Source organism: Bradyrhizobium sp. USDA 3256 (assembly GCF_054058275.1).
Window position 1 is genome coordinate 770,738 of the sequence record NZ_JBSSAE010000002.1, and the last position, 20,141, is coordinate 790,878.

At 59.2% G+C, this 20,141-nt stretch carries 15 protein-coding genes and 4 pseudogenes; 6 read left to right on the forward strand and 13 right to left on the reverse strand.

Annotation, left to right across the window (positions count from 1 at the left end):
• The first annotated feature begins 195 nt into the window (after positions 1 to 195).
• Entirely contained in the window at positions 196 to 501 is a 306-nt protein-coding gene (locus ACVWY5_RS05290) for a hypothetical protein (protein WP_321177032.1), read from the forward strand.
• A gap of 321 nt (positions 502 to 822) precedes the next feature.
• Here the strand turns inward: ACVWY5_RS05290 and ACVWY5_RS05295 are convergent.
• The 3 genes and pseudogenes from ACVWY5_RS05295 to ACVWY5_RS05305 form a co-directional block, all read right to left on the reverse strand.
• Positions 823 to 1,040 (reverse strand): annotated as a pseudogene (locus ACVWY5_RS05295) (IS5/IS1182 family transposase); the annotation flags it as partial.
• A gap of 65 nt (positions 1,041 to 1,105) precedes the next feature.
• Positions 1,106 to 1,360: a hypothetical protein gene (locus ACVWY5_RS05300; RefSeq protein ID WP_321177043.1), complete on the reverse strand. Its 255-nt coding sequence runs from the start codon at positions 1,358 to 1,360 to the stop codon at positions 1,106 to 1,108.
• 175 nt (positions 1,361 to 1,535) lie between these two features.
• Entirely contained in the window at positions 1,536 to 2,867 is a 1,332-nt protein-coding gene (locus ACVWY5_RS05305) for an MFS transporter (protein ID WP_051376286.1), read from the reverse strand.
• Between the two features lie 873 nt (positions 2,868 to 3,740).
• On the opposite strand from ACVWY5_RS05305, the gene ACVWY5_RS05310 reads away from it, so the two are divergent.
• Positions 3,741 to 7,142 (forward strand): autotransporter family protein, encoded by a 3,402-nt coding sequence (locus ACVWY5_RS05310; RefSeq protein ID WP_321177033.1) that lies wholly within the window; start codon positions 3,741 to 3,743, stop codon positions 7,140 to 7,142.
• Between the two features lie 463 nt (positions 7,143 to 7,605).
• Positions 7,606 to 8,017: pseudogene (locus ACVWY5_RS05315) on the forward strand (Hsp20 family protein).
• A gap of 311 nt (positions 8,018 to 8,328) precedes the next feature.
• Here the strand turns inward: ACVWY5_RS05315 and ACVWY5_RS05320 are convergent.
• Positions 8,329 to 8,547, reverse strand: a complete 219-nt coding sequence (locus tag ACVWY5_RS05320) for a hypothetical protein (RefSeq protein ID WP_051376285.1) — start codon at positions 8,545 to 8,547, stop codon at positions 8,329 to 8,331.
• Positions 8,548 to 8,935: 388 nt separating this feature from the next.
• Between ACVWY5_RS05320 and ACVWY5_RS05325 the strand changes: the two genes are divergently transcribed.
• Positions 8,936 to 9,160, forward strand: a complete 225-nt coding sequence (locus ACVWY5_RS05325; RefSeq protein WP_321177034.1) for a hypothetical protein — start codon at positions 8,936 to 8,938, stop codon at positions 9,158 to 9,160.
• Between the two features lie 691 nt (positions 9,161 to 9,851).
• On the opposite strand, the gene ACVWY5_RS05330 is transcribed toward ACVWY5_RS05325, so the two are convergent.
• The 8 genes and pseudogenes from ACVWY5_RS05330 to ACVWY5_RS05365 form a co-directional block, all read right to left on the reverse strand.
• Positions 9,852 to 10,289, reverse strand: coding sequence for a hypothetical protein (locus ACVWY5_RS05330; RefSeq protein WP_028336649.1), 438 nt, complete (start codon positions 10,287 to 10,289; stop codon positions 9,852 to 9,854).
• Between the two features lie 303 nt (positions 10,290 to 10,592).
• Positions 10,593 to 11,183 (reverse strand): hypothetical protein, encoded by a 591-nt coding sequence (locus ACVWY5_RS05335; protein WP_321177035.1) that lies wholly within the window; start codon positions 11,181 to 11,183, stop codon positions 10,593 to 10,595.
• A gap of 128 nt (positions 11,184 to 11,311) precedes the next feature.
• Complete coding sequence (locus ACVWY5_RS05340; protein WP_028336648.1) at positions 11,312 to 11,761, reverse strand: ATP-binding protein; 450 nt, start codon at positions 11,759 to 11,761, stop codon at positions 11,312 to 11,314.
• 9 nt (positions 11,762 to 11,770) lie between these two features.
• Positions 11,771 to 12,502, reverse strand: a pseudogene (locus tag ACVWY5_RS05345) (Mu transposase domain-containing protein); the annotation flags it as partial.
• 26 nt (positions 12,503 to 12,528) lie between these two features.
• Positions 12,529 to 12,669 (reverse strand): annotated as a pseudogene (locus ACVWY5_RS05350) (helix-turn-helix domain-containing protein); the annotation flags it as partial.
• A 521-nt stretch (positions 12,670 to 13,190) separates the two neighbouring features.
• Complete coding sequence (locus tag ACVWY5_RS05355) at positions 13,191 to 13,823, reverse strand: eCIS core domain-containing protein (protein WP_080667204.1); 633 nt, start codon at positions 13,821 to 13,823, stop codon at positions 13,191 to 13,193.
• Positions 13,753 to 14,220: a hypothetical protein gene (locus tag ACVWY5_RS05360; protein ID WP_051376284.1), complete on the reverse strand. Its 468-nt coding sequence runs from the start codon at positions 14,218 to 14,220 to the stop codon at positions 13,753 to 13,755. The genes ACVWY5_RS05355 and ACVWY5_RS05360 overlap by 71 nt, the downstream gene beginning before the upstream one ends.
• 738 nt (positions 14,221 to 14,958) lie before the next feature.
• Positions 14,959 to 15,189: a hypothetical protein gene (locus tag ACVWY5_RS05365; protein ID WP_028336644.1), complete on the reverse strand. Its 231-nt coding sequence runs from the start codon at positions 15,187 to 15,189 to the stop codon at positions 14,959 to 14,961.
• 13 nt (positions 15,190 to 15,202) lie between these two features.
• Between ACVWY5_RS05365 and ACVWY5_RS05370 the strand changes: the two genes are divergently transcribed.
• Both ACVWY5_RS05370 and ACVWY5_RS05375 read left to right on the forward strand, forming a co-directional pair.
• Complete coding sequence (locus tag ACVWY5_RS05370) at positions 15,203 to 16,114, forward strand: hypothetical protein (protein WP_028336643.1); 912 nt, start codon at positions 15,203 to 15,205, stop codon at positions 16,112 to 16,114.
• Positions 16,096 to 16,701 (forward strand): hypothetical protein, encoded by a 606-nt coding sequence (locus ACVWY5_RS05375; protein WP_028336642.1) that lies wholly within the window; start codon positions 16,096 to 16,098, stop codon positions 16,699 to 16,701. The genes ACVWY5_RS05370 and ACVWY5_RS05375 overlap by 19 nt, the downstream gene beginning before the upstream one ends.
• 506 nt (positions 16,702 to 17,207) lie before the next feature.
• On the opposite strand, the gene ACVWY5_RS05380 is transcribed toward ACVWY5_RS05375, so the two are convergent.
• Positions 17,208 to 19,898 carry a PAS domain S-box protein gene (locus ACVWY5_RS05380; RefSeq protein WP_028336640.1) on the reverse strand — a complete coding sequence of 897 codons (2,691 nt, stop codon included), beginning with the start codon at positions 19,896 to 19,898 and terminating at the stop codon, positions 17,208 to 17,210.
• Positions 19,899 to 20,141: the final 243 nt, after the last annotated feature.

Consider the following 20,141-nt stretch of genomic DNA (forward strand, 5'->3'; position numbering starts at 1 on the left):
CCTCCTCTGAAGGTTGTAAGCTTAGCTTGACTCGCGAAGCCGAGGGAAGAGCTCCCCGGGATGCTACGGGATCAGGTGCGATCAATGGGTTCAAAATCTTCGATAGTATGCTTGCGGGCATCAATGATGCCTGGGTTGCTTAGCGGTGGCATTTGCGCGGCGCCGGATCGCGAGACGTGAGAAGGATGACCACAATTGCAATGGATGATCTCGAACGCGGACTTCAAAAACTGGCATCGGATTGCCTCAGAAAAGAGGAGCCGTTTTCAGCTTTTAAGGCGTTCCGGAAGCGGGCAATTGCTCGTTTCGGAGATGACGCGAGACCACTACTGGAACCAACCCTCGCCAAAGCGCAGCGGGATGCGCTCAAAGATTCTGCGCGTCACTCAAGCCCAACGCACAAAACGAAAGGCCCGGGTTGATTTCCCGGGCGTCTTCAGTCAATTGATGTGCTCAACGGAAGTAGATGCGGATCACGTGCCGCGCCATGCCAAGCGCTGAAGCGGAGGCAAGTCACTAAGTTTCTCCTCCATTCGTGAGAAAAGGAGCGCGCCTCGATTGGTGAGGCATGTGAACTGCGTACACGCCTATATTTTATGCCAGTACGAGGCGTTTTCCAACTTCGCTGCTCGTGAGTCCGATGCCTTGGAATCCCAAGATTCCATGCTTTCCTGCACCCTTAGTTGGCAAGCGATCTCGCCGTTGTGCCGAGCGCGCCGGTACAAGGTATCTATTTTGGAAGGGGTACGTCATTGGAGCTGCCAGCACCAAAAACAAGGCTGCTCACGCGATCTACTCGTTCTTGGCAAAGCTGAGCTAGGGTCAGTTGATCCAATAGGTGACGATGGCAGCGAGGTACACGGCAACCAAGAATTCTCTCGCAAGTTTGTCGTAGCGAATTGAAACGGCCCGGAAATCCTTGAGCCGGCAAAGCAGCGCTCCATGACATTGCGTTCTCCGTAGGCGCGTTTGCTGAAGCTGTCGAGGGGCAGTCCGTTAGATGTGTTTGGAATGATAGGTTTCGCACCGCGATGGATAGGGCGCCCGGCAATGGTGATGACTACCGAATCTAGTAAGTTTGTCGTTGTCCGGCCTGATCTAGTGGTTAGAGCCGTTTTGATAGACGCGCCTCGCGCAGTAAGCGCCGGGACAGGAGAAACTCGATGAAACTGGCCGCGCCGCGCCGCACCTCTCTTGCGCTGATCCTGTTTGCCTGCGGCGTAATGGGGAGCGCACGGGCCGACGATCCGCCGCCATCCGCCCAGGTCACGACGCCGGCCAGCCAGAAGGGTGGCGCCGGCCAAAAGTCGAGTATGCCGTCGGCGGCCGATCGGCATCGCTTGCCGCCGGACTCCAGCACCAGACACTCGCTTGAGCAGCTGCACCTGGTGCCGAACCATCGCGTCGCGGAGGGCCTCGTTGGCTCGCGGCACTTGCTGTCATTGCATCAAAGGCGGCGACCTAGATTCTTGCCGGGCCGCGTGAGGCGGCGCGCGATATCCTCCGGAAGTAGCCCATGATCACATTGTCCAGCGCTATGGCGGGTCTTGCTTATTCACGGCCCACTGAATTTTGAGCGGTGCGGTCTCGGGCATCATAAGCATGGCACAGAGCCCCGCCGCGCTAGCGACAAGCATATACCAGGCGGGCGCCAGCGCGCTCCCGGTCAGGTGGATCAGCCAGGTGACGAGTGGTTGAGCTGTGCCTCCGAAGATCGTTATTGCAAAAGCGTAGATCGTCGCGAAGGTGCCACCTCGAATGTTCTTGGGCAAACCTTCGGCCATGCTCACATAGAAAGCGCTATACGGAATCGTTCCGATCAGGGTGAGCGCGCCGAGGCCGCCGAGAAGTGCGACGGCACTGCGGCTCTCTGAGATCCAGAAGAAAACCGGATAGGTCATCAGCAACGCAGCGACCTGCGGCCAAATCATGACGTGCCGGCGGCCCGCCCGGTCTGCGAGCCAGCCGCCCAGCAGTGCGGCAGCAATTCCTACCGTATTGCTGATGAGCGTGGCGCCAAAGGCGAGAGGCGCGGAAACTTGCAGGGTATTCAGCGCATAGGTGGTCATATATCCCGTGACATAGGTGACGATCGTGCAACTGGCCAAAATAACAAATCCCAAGCCCACGATGCGGCGAGCGGCAAGCGACCTCCTTACGGGCTGAACGCTGGGAACCGGCTCTTCGGGGCAGTGCAACGTTTCGGGCAGGGCGCTCCGCAACCAGAGCCCGAACGGCAGCGTGGCGGCGCCGAGCAAAAGCGCAACCCGCCATCCGTACGCATTGACTGCCTCCCTTGTCATGGTGAGGGAGAGTATTTCTCCGACCAACGCGCCGGCCGTCGCGGCGATCTGTTGACTGGCAGGCTGAAACGAAACAGCAAGACCGCGCCGTTCGGCCGCGGCCGCTTCCAGCAAATAGGCGGTCGTCGGACCAACCTCACCGCCGAGCGCGAAGCCCTGCACCAAACGTGCAAAAATGACCAGCAACGGAGCGGCGATTCCTATTGTCTCGTACGAGGGCGTAACCGCCAACACAAGGATCGCGGTACTCATCATTGCAAAGCTGGCGGTCATCGCGGGCCGGCGGCCGGCCCGATCCGAGTACGAGCCGAGCAGGATGGCCCCGATCGGTCTGGTCACAAAACCCGCGCCGAAGGTTGCGAGCGACAGCATGAGGCTGGCGAACGGGTCGCTCGCCGGGAAGAACGCTTGACCGATCTGGATAGCGAAAAAGCTATAGGTCCCGAAGTCGTAGAATTCGAGAATATTGCCGATGGTTGCGCCCCACACGGCGCGGCCGGTCAAGCGCTCGTCTGCCGGAACGGAGACCGGCTGCGGCTTCTTGCGAGCCAATTGCCCGGCCATACTCGATCCGTTCTAAAGCGTAATCGCTGGCCTGAACATTTCGATCAGTCAGCCCGCGCGCGTTGTATTCCACTTGCGTTACATGTCGCCTAACTTGAGGCGGCCGGGCCACGCACCCCGCTGCTCCACATCTGCCTCACGCATGGCAGGACGAGCTCATGGCGATGAGTGCAATAAAAATGCCTGTCTGCTGCAGCCCCATTCAAACCTTGGACTGATCGCGGCAATCGCAAGCAAACACGACTAAAGGAACGCGCTGCAAGTTGTCGGGTCGGTCCGTCGTTGTGCTCCTGTGCAATGGCGGGTTTACGACAAGATTGGCGGGCGCCGAACAGGCGGCGCTCGTCTTCGCATAAAACGGCCGCCGCCCGTGGATGCTGCGTCCAGCTGATTGCGCGTGGACGGACGCATCAGGCGGTTTGGCCCGGCTTTTGCTCCCTACTTGTTAGTTGCGCGCGGCTGCCCGCCCTGTCGGGATTGGTACGCTGCAATGCAGGATCTTCGTGCGATCAACAGACAATAGGAGTTCGCATTGCCCGCAGGCATCAGGCGGTCATCTTCGGTTTGGCGAGCAGCGGCTCGGCGGAGCGCAAATGCAAGCGTGATGCTCCAATTCTGAGCTCCAGGAATTTGAAATCGAAGTCACCAGCAATGGGGGTACGCCTCCTTGAGTGGACTTGGTTCCATCAAGGCCGACCCAGGGAAATAATCTTCCTTTCGTATTGAAGTGCTGCCGTCAGGTTATGGCACGCGAACTGTGTGCGGCCGATGTCTGACCAATGACGGCCGTGCTTCGCTCGCGCATCTGCGTGCACCCGCGCTCGAAGTTGGATGGCAAAGCACGCCTGCAATGCCTCGAATAGAATGTGTAGTATGAAGACGAAGACAGTTACGACCATCGTACTTGCGGTTAATGCGTTGCTGGCTTCGCCCAGTAGGGCCGTTGAAACTTTCGATGTCACAGACACGAACGGCCTGCCCTTCATGCGAGCGCAGATATTCGGTCCCGGTGACGGCCCTTATTGGGAAGGTGACAAGGGGGCAACGCGGAATTTGCCGCGATCGGAAATAGATCATTCACTGGCGGCGATTCGGTATTGGGCGGAAATCATCAAGGCTACACCGGGTCAAGCGCCGGCCATTGTTAACTTCGGTGGGAATAGCGAGGAAAACGCATCTGCCTATAGTGGTATGTCCCCCGGTGGTGGCACCAAGGTGCAGGCGGCACTCACGGGCCAGGATCCAGGCGAGCTGCAATACGGCGCGCATGGGATGGTTACAATTGGCCAGATGGGATTTTCATCCGAAACATACATCCCCTCGCAATTGCCGACGACTCCAAACATTGGTCTTACACCCGTAGTGATCCATGAGCTCGGCCATGCGCACGGTATGCTCAGCACTATCAGCTACGAACCATCTCCGTACTTCCCTGGGTCGATATCAACGTTTTTCCCCGAAAAGATAAATGCCTGGACGGAGCATTTGCACGACGGCAATGGCAAACAAGCCAAGCCTGGACAGACGATCTATTGCTCCGTCTGCACGAACCAGCCAGCTGACGACGTTTTCGACCTGCGCCGCGATCGGGGCTATTTCGCCGGGAAGCATGTGAGTGAGGTGCTGGCCGGTGCCATGCCAGGTATTCCGGTGCGAGTGATGGACGAGCATGGTCAACGGCGTGATGTACCCTTCGTCTCGCATAGTGAACTTAAGAACAGCCTGATGAGCCACCAGAGATACCGGAACTACACTGCCCTGATGGAGGCGGAGATCGCCGCGTTTCAGGATATGGGCTACGGCATCGATCGGCGCAATCACTTCGGTTACTCCATCTACGGCAATGGTCAGAATCTGGTCAACGACAATCCCTTCTTCGCTCGTAATGCTGACGGTACCGCCTATCTGCCAAATACATACAATACGGCTACGCTCGGACTTGGGCTACACGTCTATGGCAGCGACAATACTGTGGTCCAGCGTGCCGACCTGCTTTCGAAAGGCGCAGGGGGTGCTGGCATCCGCGTCGATGGCGTAAACAATCAGATCATAATCCCGCCTGGGACTAGCGTATACGCCGACGGCGCCTATGGGCGCGGCGTCATGTTCGCTTATGGAAAAGATCACACGTTTACTCAGCGCGGAAACGTGCAGGCGCTCGGCGAGCAGGGCATCGCAGCAAGTTTCGATTTTGGCAACAATGCGATGGGGAATGACGGTGAATACCGTGGCTCATATATTCGCACGATTGACGATCACGCGGCCCCGATGCTGAACGGAATCGACGGCCCGCTCGTCAGCGCGTTCGATCTGACCGGGCGACTGGCTGGCAGTCATGCAGCGATTTACATGTCGAACAATGGTTATGTCGGCGAGATCAATGTGATGCGTGGCGCAACGCTGTCAGGGGACATCCTGTCTGATTACGCCCAGCTTGACGCGAACGGTGCTCCGCGCCTGACCAGATTGACATTCGGCATGACGCCTGATGCGGACGGTCACTCAACGGAGCAGCCCGACGCAAGCTTTGCAACCCGCTATGAAGGGAATATCGTTGGACGCAACCTGTCGCTGCAGTGGTCGGGTGGCGTCACGTTGTTTACCGGCAATCACGAAGTGTATGACGCAACTGTCGCGCAAGGCGCCACCTTGTCCGGCAATGGCAGTTATCTGCTCAGTACTGACGGCCGCTTCGCCAATGGCGGTTCGGTCGCGCCGCTCATCGGTGGTGTTGACAACAGCATAAAAGTGAAAGGCGACTATCAGCAGACATCGACCGGTCGCTTGCAGGTCGCGTTGAATGATAGCGGTGCGTTCAGCCGCCTGGTGGTGAACGGCAATGCGACGCTCGACGGCACGCTCACGATCACCCCGCAGCGCGGCTGGTATGGCAGTGGCTTTAGCTTCTCGTCCAATCAGTGGCTGAACGCGACAAATCTCACCGGCTCGTTCGCCAACGTGGCAACATCGCTGCAATCGCCGACCTTGCTGGCGAGCGCTACTGCCGAGGGCGACAACACCTATGCGTTGACACTCTCCCGATTATCCGATGCTTACTCGCGATATGGGGCCGATGCCAACAGCCGCCAGGTGGGCGCGGCGCTCGATCAAGTCGCCGGCCACGCTGCGTTGGCGCTGCACCCGCTCGTCACGGCACTCGACTTCTCCGCATCAGACGGCACGGCGGTAACATCTGCGCTGCGTCAGCTTTCGCCGTCCGCCTATGCGTCGGAGCAGGGCAGACGTGTCAATGACAGCTTCTATGCGCGATCGGCAGTTTACAACCGTCTCGAACAGGCGCTTGGCGGGGCGCCATCATCACCGATGGCGGTGATGGGGTATGGTCCTGAGCAGGGGCGAGGCGACAATTCAGCGTCTGCCATCGGCGCGGTCGCCCCGGCCACCTTGGGCCTGCCATCTTCTGACCTGCAGGGTTATGCCGCGTGGACTTCTGCATTTGGCGGCTGGACGGCCCAATCAGGTGACAGCAATGCCGCAAGCACGAGATCCACGATCAGCGGCTTTATGACCGGTATCGACACGTCGGTATTTGATGACTGGCGCTTCGGTGTTCTTGCGGGCTACAGCCGTTCCACTTTCAAGGCTGGCGCTGCTTCTTCGTCAGGCCGCAGCGACAGCTACACTTTCGGGACCTATGCCGGCACCGAGTGGACCGTGCCGGAAGGAGCCATCGCCTTCCGCTCAGGCATTGCCTACACATGGCACGATCTTGAGATGAGCCGCAACGTTAGGTTTCCGGGGTTCAACGACAATCTGATCTCGGACTACGACGCAGGCACTTTCCAGATCTTTGGAGAATTGGGCTATAAAGTCCATCTCGGCAAGTATTCCATAATCGAGCCTTATGCCAATCTCGCCCATGTTCGTGTCGCGACGGATGGCTTGAGCGAGAGGGGATTGAACGGGGCGGCGCTTGATATTTGCGCTAACACGATGGATACGACGCTCTCCACGCTCGGCGTCTACGCGACCACACGTTTTCAGCTTGGTCAGATAGCCACAACTGCGCGAGCCGATATTGGCTGGCGCCATGCCGTTGGTGACCTCATTCCGTTTTCGACAGCCAGCTTTGCTGCTGGTTCTAGTGCTTTTGCAGCTTCGGGCGTATCCATTGGCAAGGACGTCGCGCTCGTCGAATCCGGTCTGAACTTCCGGCTTTCGAGCAACAGCATCCTCGGGATCGCCTACCAGGGCCAGTTCGGTTCAGGCATCACTCAGAACGGACTGAATGCCACCTTCAACGTGAAGTTCTGATATGCATGGTCAGTCGATTTCGGATCGGCGCGCGCGCACTGGAACCATGTCGGTTTCGATCCACATCTCGCGGACAAGAACCTGGCGCCGGCGATCGAGGTTGGTCTGCCTGAACGCCGGCGCCGGCGTCTAGGCGCGATGTCTGAGCGAGCTCGCTGAAGGTCAAGCAGCCTTTTTGTTAGCGCTGACAACCTATCCGACATCGTCTAACGCGCCTCAAGTCCGGCGGGATCGAGCGGCTGCTTCGCCGGGCACTCCGATTTCTCGTCCGACTTGGGGGCAGACCAGAACGGGCCGCGGCGGAAAGGCCTCCCGTGAAGCCGGTGAAACCGAGGCGCTACCAAAAGCCGGCGTGAGGAGGAGGGGTTATAGCCGAATCCGAAAAGAACAGCGGCTCTGAAAGACCGAGCGCCTTTCGGGAGAAGCCCACGCAACTGGATCGCGGACGGCGCGACAAGTCACGATTGGATTCGATCGCCTTCTTGACGTTCTCGACGAGGTCCAGCGGACCGCCGAAGAGGCCTATCCCCCTACAACGTCGAACGTCTCGACGAGAACCACTTCCAGATCTCGGTCGCGCTCGCCGGCTTTACGCCCGAGGTCACACTCGCCGCCGAGCAGAACGTCCTGACACTCAAAGGCCGCACGAGCGAGAGGAAGGCAAGACCTTCCTGCATCGCGGCATTTCGGCCCGCAACTTCAAGCGCCAATTCACGCTGGCCGACTACGTCGAGGTCAAGGGCGCCCGCTTCGAGAATGGCCTTCTTGTGATCGATCTGCAGCGGGAGATCTCCGAAGCGATGAAGCCGCGCCGTATCGCGATGAACGGCGCTGCAGCCAGCAAGGTGGCCCAGATCGAAGCCAAGGCCGCCTGAACCGAATTGGACGGCAGGTTTGGTCGAAGTCGCGCGGGTTGTCCCGCGCGACTCTCGCCCGTTCGTCTAAAGAAAGGAGGCGGCCATGCGGCCGGCGACCTCACTCGGGAGCACCGTAGTCGACGTCAATACAATCCTTCATGCCGGCGCCATTATCGAACATCCCCGGGATGTGATTCCCATGCGCGCCTCACCACTCCGAGAAGCGCGCCATCTTGGCGTCATGGGTAGGCCCGGGCGCACCGTCCCGAGCTCGATGGCGACCGGAATTGCGGAGCCCGTCACCTCAGACCTTTCGCCACGCCACAAGCTCACCAATCGAACCGTACCGCATACCGCTGCTTCAGCCTCTTGGTGGTCAAGCTGACGGCATACTGGATGCGATCGAGATCGGCGCCGTCGCGGGCTATTGCCGTCATTACCCAATCGCTGCCAGCGGGTTCGACTTCGACGTGACAGACGTACTCTCCGCCGGGGAAGCTGCGGATTTCGCGCAGAGCGATGAGCTCAAGATCCTTCGCGGCTACCATTGTTATGGGCACCGGAGCGTTCCTCGCCTTTTCAGAAGTCAATCGGGATCGATTGGTGCTGTTCCTAAGCTGAAGGGCAAGAGCGAAGCGGGATGACACACGAAGCAGCAGCACTCGGCCCTTTAGGGTGCGATCATGCGTGGGATCGTAGTGCTCGACGCGCTCGGCGACTCCGAGCTCAAGTTTCAGCGCGTATCGCAGGTCTGGAACCGGGCGACGTCCGATGCCGTCTGTCCCACGGCTACAACGAGACCCGCGTCCGAATCGCCGACGGCTCGTGAGATCGCCCAGGCTGAGACCGTAACCGACTGGCTAGCTTGGCTAGGACACCACCACGGCGGCGTATGGGCGCACGATGACCCTATCTGGCGATGGCTGAGCGGGAGCGATGCAGCGAGCGGACGATCCACAACCGGATCGACAACTCGGTCGCGTTGATCCTGAGCATTTTCGGCGGGGCGGAGCTCAGCATCGAGATGGTCGACGAGCCGGCTGGGCGCATTTGCCGAACTTCCTGGCCGAACGGGCCATGGCCGGGGTTAACCCGGTCGTTAACCCACACGGCAAGGTGTGGATCGGCGGCGTCGGCTGGATGAAGGATGGCATGCGCTGAAGCGACGGCAGCGATAGGGCGGCTCGATTTGAGGGGCGCCGATGATCGACCGTGTCGACCATACCAAGCCGATCCGGGACCAACCGAAGCGCGGTGGGTTTCGCCTGCGTCTATGTCGCCGGCATCGACAGCCCGAAGGCCCGCCGTATCGGCTACGCAGAAAATTTGGCGCCAGCCGTTGCGAGGCTGCGGCGCTCAGCGCCGGCAGCGGTCACCATCGAGAGCGCACTTTGGGTACCTGATCGCGGTATAGCCACGACAAGCGCCAAGGCCGTTCAGTGCGACTTGGCCCTCACGCCAAAGGCCGGAGGGGGGGCGTGGTTGAGGCTGAAACGGCCACGGCAGCCGTAGAGCTGGCCTCAGTGCGTATTTTTGGCTCGCTCGCGGCCATGGCGTGGCACGATCAGCTGATACGGCAACACCGGGAATAGGAACAATCCCCTAGCAGGTAAGTTGATGGCCTGTTCGGTGCCGACCGTCATCGGCGTTGAACGAGGGATGATGGTACTCGGTCTCGGCACTTGCACCCCTCGTGCTGAGACCTTTTTCTTTGCGCTCAGTGTCGCGACCGGAGAATCCGCATGACCCCCAGAGAACGCCGTGACATGCCATGGATCATTGGGGCCGCTGCACTGGCTTTTGTCCTATCGATCGTTGTCGGCGGCATGACGTACTTCCGGTAGCCGCGGGGCTAGCGCGGGCGAATATCGGGACCATTCGCGAGTTGCTTCTCTAGTTGGGAAGCGCGATTTTCCAAGTCGTCCATCTCGAGCCGGATTTTGAGAGCTAAATCCGTGTCCTTGCTTTGCCGAGCCAGGGCAAGGTCCGTCTCCAACTCGCTGAGGTCCATCAAAACGTTGCCCAATTCCACGCTTGTTGCGTAGGTCGGATCATTTTCAAGGTGGGTGTACCGGCCGCCGAGCGCTGTAGGGGGGCGGGCCGCATCACCGCGTTCGGGGTCGACGATTGCGGATGGATGGTTTTGCGGGCCAGCGTTCGCGTCACGTTCATCGGGGATATCTTGTCTTTGGCTATAGCGCTCACGCCGGCTTTTCCTCACAAGCAGGTAAACGACCATCACGGCGGCTAGGCCGATGACGAGCACAATAGCTAGACCGGTGACGCTCATGTTACACCCTCATCATTCTCCTCAGGTCCGGACCACGAATTGACTTTTGCAGCGACTAGCCGATTTGCGCCCGCAAATCAGCTTATGTGAATAGATGCGCCCGCCCGGCACCGCCGCGGCGGGTTTTCGTTTGCAGCGTGTTTTCAAACGAGCACGGCAGAAGACGTTCCAACGTAGAGAGAAATAGATGGCGCCCGGGATCAAGATAGGGGGCAGGACCGATCATTCGCTGCAAGTGTCTCCCTGGTGGTTGAGGAGCGCTAGATATCGCGATGGCCGGCTGCATGCATACAAAGACAAGGTTTATTCCAAATAAGGCAGAGCATAGCGCCGGTGCACGACGTGATCAGGTATGCACGGCTGTCCGGCCGGTCCAAGGATGTGTTCGCAGAACGCCGGTTCGCCGGCAGCAACATGCAGCCAGTCTCGACGGACAGCGGCATGTCTGCGCGCTGTGAATGAGACGATCGTCTGCACAAGCGCGCCAGAAATGTTCTTCCCATAAATCAGGTAGATCGCAACGTTCTTCCCACGACGCGCGGGAAGACCGACAACGTATTCCGATCTTTCGGAGCGCCATTGCGGGCCGAACGCGCTGGCTTCACCTCCAGCACCGCGTGATTGCCGTCCATGTCGCTGGGTTTGTGTACGAGCAGGTCGGGCTTGCAGCCGTCGGGTCGCAGTTCCATCAGCACCGGATGGCCGCCTTGTCGACTTCGCCATTGAGCAAGAAAGGAGACAGCCGCCCAGCCAGCGCTTACGCATCTGGTGATACAGCTCATTGCAATAGACACGCTCGCGATAGACGGGCAGGCCGCCATGAACACTCAAGCGGAAATAACCTGGTTCAATCGCCGCTGTAGCCTCGGACAATAGATCGGTCAATTCCTGCATCGCGCGCCTCGCGAACGAGCCTAGTCAAACGTTCCGGCAGGGCAAGGCGAAATCTGGGGCGCGTCCTTCGGACCGCCGCTCTACGCGCTGCGCTTACCAAGCCGCTTTCAGCTTCTTGGCCCTTCGGGTCACGATCCCTCGCGCAAGCAGCACGGCCTGCCGAACTTACTGCAGGCCTCCGCAAGCCTGCTGAGCTTTATGAAGCTGCTTTCCAGAACGGCGCTGCAAATCGGTCGATTGGCGCCGCACTGCAGTTCGGACAGCGCCACATACTGTCTGCCATCTGCGATGCGGGGACGCGCCGTTGCAGTGAAGGAAATACCACCTGCTCGCCACAATCTTTGACAATGGGTGCTGCGCATTGCCGTCGGCGTCCGGCTTCGTCGAGCGCCGAGGCCAAGACGAAGCGCCAGGCGCCGGTTGTTACGCCAAGTCGCCTCATGGGCCAGCAGCAGCGCCAGCCATTCGGCGTGAGCGAGACCCTGGGCCTCCTCGTTGTCGGTGAGGCTCGTGAAGGCCTCGGCCATGCCGGTAAGGCCGAGCCGGGTAAGCAGGTGGAGTGTGGGGTGTGTCAGCATTTTCTCTCCTTAGTGGTAATAGTTCGAGCCTCTGATGTTGGTGTGTACGATCGGCTCGCGCTCGGGCGACGCAGGCGTTGGGACGCGATCGAGGCCCTTCTCGAGGATCGATTTGACGCTCGGGTAGTTGCGAGCCTGGATCTCAAGCGCGCGCAACGCGGCCGCCTCGAGGCGCTCGGCGCCAAAGCGCTTCTCGAGCCGGATGATGCCCAGGCACGAACGATAGCCCTGTTCGGGATGCGGCCGATCCTCGATGATCCGGTCGACCAGCTGGCGCAGCATCGGGCCGATGCGGCTTGCCTCGCTGCGGATCTTTGCCGGCGTCCACTCGCCATAGCGTCGGTGGCTGGAAGGCATGTGGGCGCTGATCGTCGTGTGCCGCCCGTTGCCACTGCCGCGCATGTGCGCGGCGATACGCTCGCCCCCCCAGGAAGATTTCAACGGTTCGCGCGCAGATCCGCGCTTCTACCTCTCGACGGGCGAAGCGATAGGGCACCGAGTAGTAGTGTCGTTCGATCTCGACGTGATAGTCGAGGCCGACCCGGCATCGGCGCCATTCGGCATGGACCCACGGCTCGCCGGAAGCAGTTTAAGATTCGGCGCGTCAATTTCCTCGAACAGCTGGCGCCGTGTGCGGCCATACTGGCGCAGCACCCGTTCGTCATTGAGCTTGGCCAGCCGCTCGGCGATTGCACCGTTGAGTTCGGCCAGGCTGTAAAAGGTTCGGTTGCGCAGCCTTCCGGGACTGGCCATGCCAGACCCGCGCGCGCAAATCGCTTCAGCGTGTCACGTACCGTCGTCGGCCCGATGCCGACCCGCTCGCCAACCACGCGCGTCGAGAGCCCAGCCTCAAGACTCAACCTCACAATCTCGCGCACCTGGCGCATCGTAACCCTCCTCGTCGGCATCCAATCCTCCCAGCTGCTTCCAGCCGGAGAATTGGCCCAACGATCAGGCCTCACACCATCCGAAACTGCGCGCGATCAAATCGGAATGCTGCGCGGAGAATGATCGGAATGCTGCGCGCGATCATTTCGGAACCCTGCGCGCCATCAAGTCGGTACGGTGCGCACCATCATCTCGGAATCCGCAGCTGGGCCGCTTGAGCTGACTTCTCATCTCCGCGACCGAAGAGGAGCTCATGATGATTTCGCGGATCCTGAGTTCACGTTGAAAGAGCTCTCTTTGTATTCTCGTGTTGCGTTCGATTTCGTCCTCCGCCTCTTTCCGGCATTGCTGGTATGAGGTCAGATAGGCGCCTCCCACGGTTACGACACACAGGGTCAGGAGCCAGAGGAAGAAACCGCTATTCAAGATCGAGACAAGCTTGCTCTTCTTCGGTTTATCGGGCGCGGCGAGAACGCGCTTCCTGAAGATGACGTCGCTTGTGGTTGAGATTCTTTGGATCCGCTTATTTCAAGGCAGCCACTCAGTTGCAGACGTAACCATAGGCTTGACCTCCTGTCGGACAGAATGCGGGACATCCGGCAATTCGCACAGCCTGGCTTGCGCACTGAGGTTCGGGCGCGGACATGGGGGGAGACGGGCCCCAGCAACCGCACGCAGTCATCGGGGTACCCGCCCGAAGCCCGACTGGCATCGATGAGGCGATATTCCGTGGAGGGGGGACCACCGAGCCTGTCACTGGACCTGCTGGCGTGCCGCACCAGCATGGTGTGCCGGCGGGCGCAGATCCAGGCAAACCGCACATGCCGAGAACCGTGCCGCAGATGTTCGAGACACCCGCTCCAGCAAACTGAGAGACCGGTTGATTGATCTGGTTCGCATTGACGGGACCGCTGGTAACCCCGACTTGATTCGCATTTCGTGTCGCAACCCAAGCGGCATAACGGGTTTCGGCTTCGTAGGCTGGCCGTTCCACGTCGGCATAGCTGCGGAGATATCGGACCGCGAAATCGTGGATCCCCCAGCTCTGATATTGCCCCACATGGGTGAGTTCGTGCGCCCAGAGCGTCGGATTGTACAACGCATCATTCTGCTCTTTGAAAATGATGACGTAGTCCAAGGTGATGGCTGCAGCTTTCGCCATAGCGGATCGCATTAACTTGCAGGGTCAGGTCGCCGCCACCTTTGACGCGATAGCGTGCTGCATTGAGGATGTTCTCGGGAATAAATCCGCTCAAGTTGGCTCGGATGTCCGGCGGAATCGGAAAAACGCCACCTCGCAAGGCGTCATCGCGCGATCGCGCGATGAGCTCAATCAGCGCCGGAGCCCCGGCTTGAACAAAGGCCTCGTTGACCGTGTGGGTCGCACCCTCTTCGAGCGCCTTATAGGGCGGAATGGCGTTCTTGATTTGCCGGTGGGCATTGTCCAGCGCCGTTCCGGCGCCGGGCACTACGTTGTTGATGAGGTCTCCAAGGAGACCTCCAGCGTTCGAAGCCGGAACGTTGGTTATCGAAATAAAGCAGAAGGAGATGAAAGCTGTCTTGAGATTCATGAAAATACCTCCATCTGAAATCGAAAGTCACTGTCAATCACGCCCTCGATCGTGCACTGACGGTCCCTCTTCGCGCTTCTTCGGCAGAAGCCAATCGAGCCGGTTCTCCAGGTTGACGATGGGGGGCGCTGGCTCGGCGCGAACGGCTTCCAGCCAGTCGATAGGCCGCCGCGGCAGCGGCCGACCGGCCGTCGCGCCTGCTGATGTTAGTGACGTGCAGATGGTAGATCGCCATCGGCGCGTCCCGGACGCGACTCCTTCCGGCCACGGCGTATTGCTGAGGAGATGTCGATAACGATTTCCGGGCCATTGAGTTTGGGCCTTACAGCCGTTTGATCGTTCTTTCCAGGCAGCTAAACGAACAGGGAGCCAAGCTCCCATGCGCAGCTCAAATTTAAGAGCACGACGTCAACGAAAATGGTCGATCCCAATCGGTTGAATGATTCGAGCTCAGGTTGTGATTGTCAAGAATAACCGTAGCTAGTTCAGATCCGGGATTGTGTACGAACCGGACGGACGGAGCTCGCAACCCATCTATTGAGAATCTGCGTGATGACGCCGAAAGGCGCTGAAGGGCTGTGCGATCTGCGCTGCATATAAGGACACCAAGTCACCAAGTCGCCCTTCCGATTGGAAAAGGACCCTTCGAGAGCAGATTCCAAAATGAAAGATTAATTGACCTTGACTCATGGGCGAGCAACGCTCATCTAGCGTATATTGCAACCACATGTTGTCTGACTATTGCGACAGAAAGCGGATGACCGGCGCCTTCCTTCCGGCCGGCACTCCCGCTGACTTGGAAGACACTTCTCCTCCAAGCAATTTCTTCAGACCGAGAACCATCAAGTACCAGTTCGTGTGGAAATGCCTCCTGTGATACGCCCGGTAGGCCCTTTTCGCCTGCCGGTCTAATTCGCTATCGGAGATGCCCTCTGCTGGAATCAGACCCTGATCTAGGATCAATCCCATCGTCACGCGGATCGTGAAAGCGCCTCGGCTGAACCCTGCAGCGCTCGCGGAAACCAAGCAGGCGCAGGATAAAGACGGCCGGCTATATGACTCCCGCGCTGGCGCGGCGAGTTACTACCGCTACGGGCCACGGCGCATATCCCGGCTGACCCGGCAGCGCTTCTCCTGGACGACGGGTGATGAGGTGTATGTTGAGAAGCCCAAGATCCACGAGACGGTATTAAGGCGCATAAAGAACAACGCCCATGTCTATGCGCCGATTGGAATTCCACATGACTATGATGTTGTCTCGCCAGAGATAGCCCAAGACGGCAGCGTCCGCTTCAGAATCGATAGCCTGCCGGACAGCGCGTCAGGACCGACAATCAACACGCCGGAAACCTCGCAACAAGCCCAGGCGCGCGTTATCGCCGAGCGCGAGGATGTCTGGCCGCTCGTCTACACCCGCGCGGCGCTATATTTCCTCACGTTGGCGGCGACGGTGGTATTTGTCGTATTTCCGTTCACCGGGCGGAGTGATCCGCTGGGTGAGAGGGTCAACGCGCTCAAATGGGTTTCGGACTTTATCCGAATGCTGAGTGGGTTCCTGCCTTCGTGGATATCCCAATGGCTGGCCTCCTATGCGCAGTATCCCGGGACGTTCCTGATCCTGGTGAGTATCATTGGAGCGTTGATCGTCGGCGGTAGGCGCGTTGCTTCGGCGATCGACGACCGAATGACCGCGCTTTGGCACAAGGCGTTCGCGGGAAAGCTTCCAGCGCCGAAGGCGGCTCCCAGCTCCACGCCAGGAAGTCGTGAACGTGTCCTCATGGGTGTCCGTTCCGGATGGCGCTACTATCTGGGTCCGGCGCTTTCGGCCATTGTTATTGCATATCTGGCGCTCACGGTCGGCGACCGCCTTCGGCTGTGGACCAGGCGGGGCTGATTTGCAAGCGAACGGACAAGCTGGAGTACATTCCGGATGCCGGAACGCTGGTCTCCTTTCAAACGTCCGACCCGTGCTTTGCCACGGGTTATAAGGTCAGCCGCCTCGAGCGATACTACATTTGGACCAACCCGGACCCGACAACGCTGGCCCGTCAGTATGAGAAGTATTCGACCAGCAAAGACACATGCAAACTAGCCGCGGGCGCCGGGGAAGAGCCCTTGATGAATGGCAACGTTGAAACGGACGCGCGCGGATATTCGACTTTCCATAATCCGGAGGACGGCACTCAGCTGTCCTGGACCGAGACCGCCATCCACATTCTCGCATCACCGCTGCGGCGATACTATTTCCAGCCCTGGTTTCAGCCGGTGGCGCGCTATGGCTCTCTTGGCAGCGAAGTGGACTTTCTCGAACCTGACCCGGACCGGCGCGTAAAGAAGATTTCCGAGTATGTCACGCCGAAGGTAACCGATGAGCTGTTCTTTTACGTGAACGACGCGGTCCTCATCCTCCCGCGCACGTACCAATGGCTCTACAACGACAATAGGGGTTGCATCTCATTCTTCATCAAGCCGTCGAAGTAGCGAAGGTCATGTCGAGGGCCTGATGGAGCTCCATCAAATCTGTGTCGAGATGAGTGCTGGTGGTCAGTATCGCTTTTGCTCGTTCTGTTGTCTGATGCCACTAGATTTGCGAGTGTGATTGATACGCTGGGCCTCTGTTCGTGCGGTGACCGGCATTCTCGGGCGGACGGCGCCGCGCGCCCGAGGCGCGCGGCAAATTTTTTGACGGCATAGAGCCAGGCCGCTTGCGCAGCCCGGATTCCCGATGGTCAGCAAGCGACTAAGCCGGCGGTGCTGCATCCGGGCCTCGGCTTCGGCAACCGCCGTCATTTATGACTCGAGCGGCAGCATCGTCCACCGCGAAGCGTCAAGCCATGGCACGTCGTCGTTCTGGTCGATAGGGGAAATTATCGTCACTTCATGGGCGAGCGACCGACGCATCGAGGCGTCATCCTCGACAACGAACACGGTCGCACCTGTCGGCTGCGCCGCCTTCCTGTTTTCTCGCGGTGAGTCAAAGCGCCCAATCACGATACAGCCTCCTCGTGCAACGGCAAAACGAATTGAACGGTTGCGCCCGGCCCTTGCTTCGGCACGACTGACAGGTGCCCTCCATGGGCTTCCACAATGGAACGGCAGATCGACAGGCCCATTCCAAGGCCGCTCGCCTTGGTGGTGAAGAACGGATCCAATATGCGGTTCGTATCATCCTCGGCGATCCCGACGCCGCAATCAGTCACCGAGAGTTGCACCCGGCCCATATCATCCAGGAATGACTGAATCATGAGTTCGCGGGGGCGGTCGTCAACCGTTTGCATGGCTTCGATCCCGTTCATCACGAGATTAATGATCACCTGCTGCAGTTGAACTCGGTCGGCCAGAATCGCGGGTAGCGTCGGCGCCAACTCAGTCCGCAAGGTGACTTGGTGATTGGCCAACTCGCGTGTCACCAGCGCGATGGCGTCTTTGACGACGTCGTTGATACCGATTGCGACCATCTCGATCTCGCCTTTCTTCGCGAGTGCCCGGATGCGGCGGATCACTTCGCTCGCCCGGATCGCGTCTTCGATGATCCACTCCACCGAGCTGCGCGCAGCAGGAAGGTCAGGCGTGTCGCGACCCAGCCAACCGAGGCACGCATCGGCGTTGCTGATGATGGCGGCGAGCGGTTGGTTTACTTCGTGGGCGATGGACGCTGTCAGCTCCCCAAGCGTCGTCACGCGTGTCACATGAGCTAGCTCCCCTTGAGCTTTCCTCAGCTCTTGTTCGGCCTGATCTGCCCGAATCATCGCGGTGATGTCGGTGCTGACGCCCCTGTAGCCAAGAAAGTTGCCGCTTCCGTCAAAAAAGGGCTTGCCGCTGGTCCGGACGTAGGTCGGACAACCGTGCCGGTTGACGGTACGGTAGATCAGATCTCGAAATGGGAGATGTGCGTCTAGCGTCGCCTGATGTTGTCGCCACTTCTCGGGGTCTTCTTCGACGTCGCGCGCAATTTCTCGGCGGGGCAGGCCGATGACCCCTTTCGCCACGACGCCCGCGGTGCCGGCGTGCTCCAAGAATTGGGTAAGCAGATGGTCTGGTCCGGTTTCCCATAGCCAGTCGGAAGCCGTTTCGGCGTAGTCACGAAAGCGCTGCTCGCTTTCGCGCAGCGCGGCAAGGGTGCTTTCTAGCCGTTCCCTGGCTGCGTCTTGCTCGGTGACATCCATATGCGTTCCGATGAGCTCGACGGTCGTGCCATCGCTTCCCACCACGGCGTGCGCAATTGCGTGTATGTGCCTTATTGCGCCATCAGGAAGGCGGATTCGGAAGTCATATTCGAAGTTCCCTGTCTTTTGTTCGATAGCTCGACGTTGCACTTCCTGCTGCAGCGCCAGATCGTCTGGATGGATTCGCGACCGGATGGCCTCAAGGGTCACACGCTCTTCCGGGGCGAAGCCAAACAGTCGGCTGACTTCGGCGGAGCGATACGCAAAACGGCGATGGTTGCAGTCCCAGGACCAGGTGCCCGTATGACTGAGTCGCTGCGCGTCGGCCAGGTAGGCTTCGCTCCGGCGCAACTGCTGTTCCACCTGCTTTGCCGCCGTGATATCCGTCGCCGCGCCGACAAACTCGGTATCACCAGACGCGGTTCTCGTGGCCCGTGCCAGCGCGTGAATGTGCTTTACCGACCCGTCAGGCATCAGCAGTCGGTATTCGTGCTCGAAATCCTGACCTCGAAACGCTCGATCCTCGGCTCGATACGCTCGATCCATAGTCTCTTGGACCGAGGCCCTGTCTTCTGGGTGGACGCGATCCAGGACGAGTTGCGCTGCTGGTTTCATTTCCGGATCGTACTGGAAAAGCCGAAAAAACTCCTTGGACCAAAAGATCTCGCCGGTGACTTCGCTCCAGCCGAAGCTGCCAGTATGGCTCAATTCCTGCGCCTGAGCCAGATGGGCCTCGCTCCGCTGCAGAGCAAGCACGGTCCGCTTTCGCTCAGTGATATCTTCGCAAGCGATGAGGACGATGGGTTTGTCATCCGCCCACAGCATGGCTTTGGCGTTTTCGCGCACCCAAAGCACCGAGCCGTCCTTCCTGACCTTCTGGATATCCCAGGTGTGCGATTGGCCGATATTTGTAAGGCACTCTCCTATGCATTTGCGGACAACCTCGCGATCTTCGTTCCGAAAGACATTCAGCACGGATAGGCCGACTATTTCCTCGGGCGCATAGCCGAGTTGTGTCGCACCGAAAGTGTTGACGTTGAGGACCGTTCCGGCTTCATCAACCATGAAGTACATAACCGGATTATGCTCAAAGATCGCGCGCCAGCGTTTCTCGCGGTCGCGCAAATCAGCCTCGCTCTGCCGTAGCTTTGCTGCGATCTCACGTGCAGTCTCCCTTTCGTGGCGGACGTTTCTGATCAGGTGCGTTCCGACAATTGATGCGGTAAGGAAAGCGACAAGCGCCAGAAGGTCTTGGGGGTCATCGATCCGGAGACTGAATGTTGGTGGCGTAAACAAATAGGTCAAAACCGCGACGGAGATGATGGAAAGCGCGGACGATGAAAAGAAGCTGCCCATCAGCGAAAACAGCAATATCACCACCAGATAGGCAAACGCTGTCGCTGCGAAATGGCTGTGAACGTATACGGAAGTGAGCGTCACAGCCGCCAGCGTAACGCTACCGAAAATAAGCTGGGTTGCTGAATTGCCGAATTTGGTGAGCTGGTTATACATGCTTGTAGCCGTCCACCATTCTCTGGCGAAAGAGGTTAACATGTTGGGCAAAAATGCGGCAATTCCCTTCGCAGCGAACAGTACTTTGGAGCGGTGCCGAGAACGGTCGGCGGTCACTGAACTCAGCATGAGCCGTAGGAAGGCGCATTACAAACGTTCGTATAGTTCTTTTAAACCTTTCAATATCGAATGCTAACAACCGTGTCCGAGCTATGTGCCTCGAGCTTCTTGGCCCTCATATCT

What these genes read in the sequence shown, in the direction of transcription:
- ACVWY5_RS05305 (WP_051376286.1), bottom strand. Translation starts at nt 2,867, where the DNA reads ATGGCCGGGCAATTGGCTCGCAAGAAGCCGCAGCCGGTCTCCGTTCCG.
- ACVWY5_RS05310 (WP_321177033.1), top strand. Translation starts at nt 3,741, where the DNA reads ATGAAGACGAAGACAGTTACGACCATCGTACTTGCGGTTAATGCGTTG.
- ACVWY5_RS05320 (WP_051376285.1), bottom strand. Translation starts at nt 8,547, where the DNA reads ATGGTAGCCGCGAAGGATCTTGAGCTCATCGCTCTGCGCGAAATCCGC.
- ACVWY5_RS05325 (WP_321177034.1), top strand. Translation starts at nt 8,936, where the DNA reads ATGCAGCGAGCGGACGATCCACAACCGGATCGACAACTCGGTCGCGTT.
- ACVWY5_RS05330 (WP_028336649.1), bottom strand. Translation starts at nt 10,289, where the DNA reads ATGAGCGTCACCGGTCTAGCTATTGTGCTCGTCATCGGCCTAGCCGCC.
- ACVWY5_RS05335 (WP_321177035.1), bottom strand. Translation starts at nt 11,183, where the DNA reads ATGCAGGAATTGACCGATCTATTGTCCGAGGCTACAGCGGCGATTGAA.
- ACVWY5_RS05340 (WP_028336648.1), bottom strand. Translation starts at nt 11,761, where the DNA reads ATGCTGACACACCCCACACTCCACCTGCTTACCCGGCTCGGCCTTACC.
- ACVWY5_RS05355 (WP_080667204.1), bottom strand. Translation starts at nt 13,823, where the DNA reads ATGCGATCCGCTATGGCGAAAGCTGCAGCCATCACCTTGGACTACGTC.
- ACVWY5_RS05360 (WP_051376284.1), bottom strand. Translation starts at nt 14,220, where the DNA reads ATGAATCTCAAGACAGCTTTCATCTCCTTCTGCTTTATTTCGATAACC.
- ACVWY5_RS05365 (WP_028336644.1), bottom strand. Translation starts at nt 15,189, where the DNA reads ATGGGATTGATCCTAGATCAGGGTCTGATTCCAGCAGAGGGCATCTCC.
- ACVWY5_RS05380 (WP_028336640.1), bottom strand. Translation starts at nt 19,898, where the DNA reads ATGTATAACCAGCTCACCAAATTCGGCAATTCAGCAACCCAGCTTATT.